Here is a 2,335-nt window from a genome sequence, read left to right on the forward strand (position 1 = left end):
TGTCTCGTTTTTTCATGCGAAAAGTATGCGAAAACAGACTTAAATCATGCGAAAACATGCGAAAAAAAGGGGGGTAAAAAATGGATAATGTAAATCATCCAGCACATTATACAGACGGAAATATTGAAGTAATTGACTATATAGAAGACAAACAATTAGGATTTCATTTAGGTAATGTAGTCAAATATATCAGTCGAGCTGGCAAAAAAGGTGATACTTTAGAAGATCTTAAAAAAGCTCAGTGGTACTTGAACAGATATATAAAAAAATTAGAACAATTAGAGAAAGAATCAAAATAACCATTTTTCCCACGTCGGCAATATGGTTAAGAGCTTCTTTGAATTACTTTAGAGCTTGGGCATGCTGCGAGTGAAATATATTTCCTTATTAAATATAAGAATGTAGTAATTCCAATGTTTTGAAGTGTGTTAAATATAGGTTACAAGCTGTAAAGAGTAAGTTACAAGTAGATATATAGCTGTGTAAAGGAAGTGATTTTATGAAAAAAGATAGTATAAAAATCAATATTAGAACTCCAAAAGGTGTACATCTAGAGCAACAAGAAATTGAAGCTTATATCAAGCACATAAAAAATAAAAATCCACATAGAGAAATCGAATGGGTTGAGATAGTTATTGATAATGAAGGATATGCTAATCTTACTTATTCATTAGCTCCAGTTGACTTTGAAAGAATAAGAAGAATCACAGGTTATCTAGTAGGTACGACAAACAGATGGAACAACGCGAAAAAAGACGAGCTTAAAGACAGAGTAAAACACTCATGTGGTTGTTAGAAGGGAGTAAAATACATGGAAAAATATTTTAATTCGATAAGTATTATAGTAGGGATAGTAGGAGGGTTTTTGTGCAAGCATTTAGGAGGTTTTGACATGTTATTAGGAGTGATTATAACACTTGTAGTCTTAGACTATTTAACAGGCATCTTAAAGGCTATATACAACAAACAGTTAAGTAGTGAAGTAGGATACAAGGGTATAATAAAGAAAATTTTTATCTTTATAGTTATAGCTACGGCATATGAAATTCAGAAAGTTGTCGGAAATAACATACCTCTTAGAGAAATGACACTTGTGTTTTTCATATCAAACGAAGCTATATCATTACTAGAAAATGCAAGTGAATTTATACCTATTCCTGAGCGATTAAGGGATGTACTTGTACAATTAAGAGACAAAAAATAGGATTTTATAGCTATATGCATGTAACGATTTTTTATGTATGTAGCTTTATTATTTTAAGTGATTTTGTTTGGCCAAAGCGAGTTCGTTTTATTATTTTAAGATAGGATGTGATAATATGAAAATTATAAAAGACTACATAACAAAAAATGATAGATATAAACAAAATATGCATATGAAGGTCAAAGGCTTAATGATACACGACGTTGGATGCACACAACCAAAGGCAAGTGCTTTTATAAGTCAATGGAATAAGCCTAATGTAACGGTAGCTGTCCATGCAATAATAGAAAAAGGTAGTAATGTATATCAATGCTTGCCTTGGAATATCAAGGGCTGGCATAGTGGCGCTGGAAGTAAATCAGTAAGTGCTAACAATATGTATATAGGAGTAGAGATGACTATTCCAAACAGTATCGTATATACGGGTCCTTGTACTTTCAAAATAACAGATAAAGCCGACGCAAAAGAGCATGTTCTAGATACATATAATACTGCGGTAGAGCTATTTGCTAAACTTTGCGAAGAAAACAATCTAGATCCGTTAGGCAAGACTGACGAGGGTTATCCAGTTATACTTAACCATGTAGAAGGACATGAGTTAGGGATAGCATCTAATCACGGAGATACAGCTTCTATCTGGTCAAAGTTTGGATTAACAATGGCTAAGTTTAGAAAGGATATATCTTCAAAAATGAAGGATAATAAAAAAGCTATAGCTAATAATAAAGACTATAATTGCGCTGCTAAAGTAGTTTGCTCTGATACTCTTAATGTAAGGGACAGAAGGGCAGAAGGTGAGACACTTGGAACTATAGTAGATACTCTAGAAAATGGAACAGAGGTTACATTAGGATATGTATATAACAGCTGGGGCTCTATCTATTACATAAAAGATAACAATATAAAACACGGATTTGTTAATGTAAAATATCTAAAACTTGTATAAATTTCGTATATGTGTCAATCCTTGTAATTGAGGTGATATAATGAAGCGACGAAGCTATATAGATATGAAATATTTATTATTTTACATAGTTTTATATACCATCTTAATTATTTTTATAGCTATATAAAAAGCTAGGGGATTATTAGTCCTCTAGCTCCTTCACAATTAAATTTTAAAGTTGACGT

3 protein-coding genes and 1 pseudogene are annotated in these 2,335 nt (G+C 31.8%); all 4 read left to right on the forward strand.

What is annotated here, in order from left to right; translation table 11 throughout:
- The first annotated feature begins 80 nt into the window (after positions 1-80).
- Complete coding sequence (locus MR593_RS01135; protein ID WP_290686050.1) at positions 81-299, forward strand: DUF3310 domain-containing protein; 219 nt, start codon at positions 81-83, stop codon at positions 297-299.
- 380 nt (positions 300-679) lie between these two features.
- A pseudogene (gene nrdD, locus MR593_RS13635) lies at positions 680-796 on the forward strand (anaerobic ribonucleoside-triphosphate reductase); the annotation flags it as partial.
- A gap of 15 nt (positions 797-811) precedes the next feature.
- Positions 812-1,204: a phage holin family protein gene (locus MR593_RS01145; protein WP_290686054.1), complete on the forward strand. Its 393-nt coding sequence runs from the start codon at positions 812-814 to the stop codon at positions 1,202-1,204.
- 115 nt (positions 1,205-1,319) lie between these two features.
- Positions 1,320-2,150 (forward strand): N-acetylmuramoyl-L-alanine amidase, encoded by an 831-nt coding sequence (locus MR593_RS01150; protein ID WP_290686056.1) that lies wholly within the window; start codon positions 1,320-1,322, stop codon positions 2,148-2,150.
- The last annotated feature ends 185 nt before the right edge of the window (positions 2,151-2,335 follow it).

This window comes from Intestinibacter sp. (genome assembly GCF_022780145.1).
Classification (GTDB): Bacteria; Bacillota; Clostridia; order Peptostreptococcales; family Peptostreptococcaceae; genus Intestinibacter.

What these genes read in the sequence shown, in the direction of transcription:
- MR593_RS01135 (WP_290686050.1), top strand. Translation starts at nt 81, where the DNA reads ATGGATAATGTAAATCATCCAGCACATTATACAGACGGAAATATTGAA.
- MR593_RS01145 (WP_290686054.1), top strand. Translation starts at nt 812, where the DNA reads ATGGAAAAATATTTTAATTCGATAAGTATTATAGTAGGGATAGTAGGA.
- MR593_RS01150 (WP_290686056.1), top strand. Translation starts at nt 1,320, where the DNA reads ATGAAAATTATAAAAGACTACATAACAAAAAATGATAGATATAAACAA.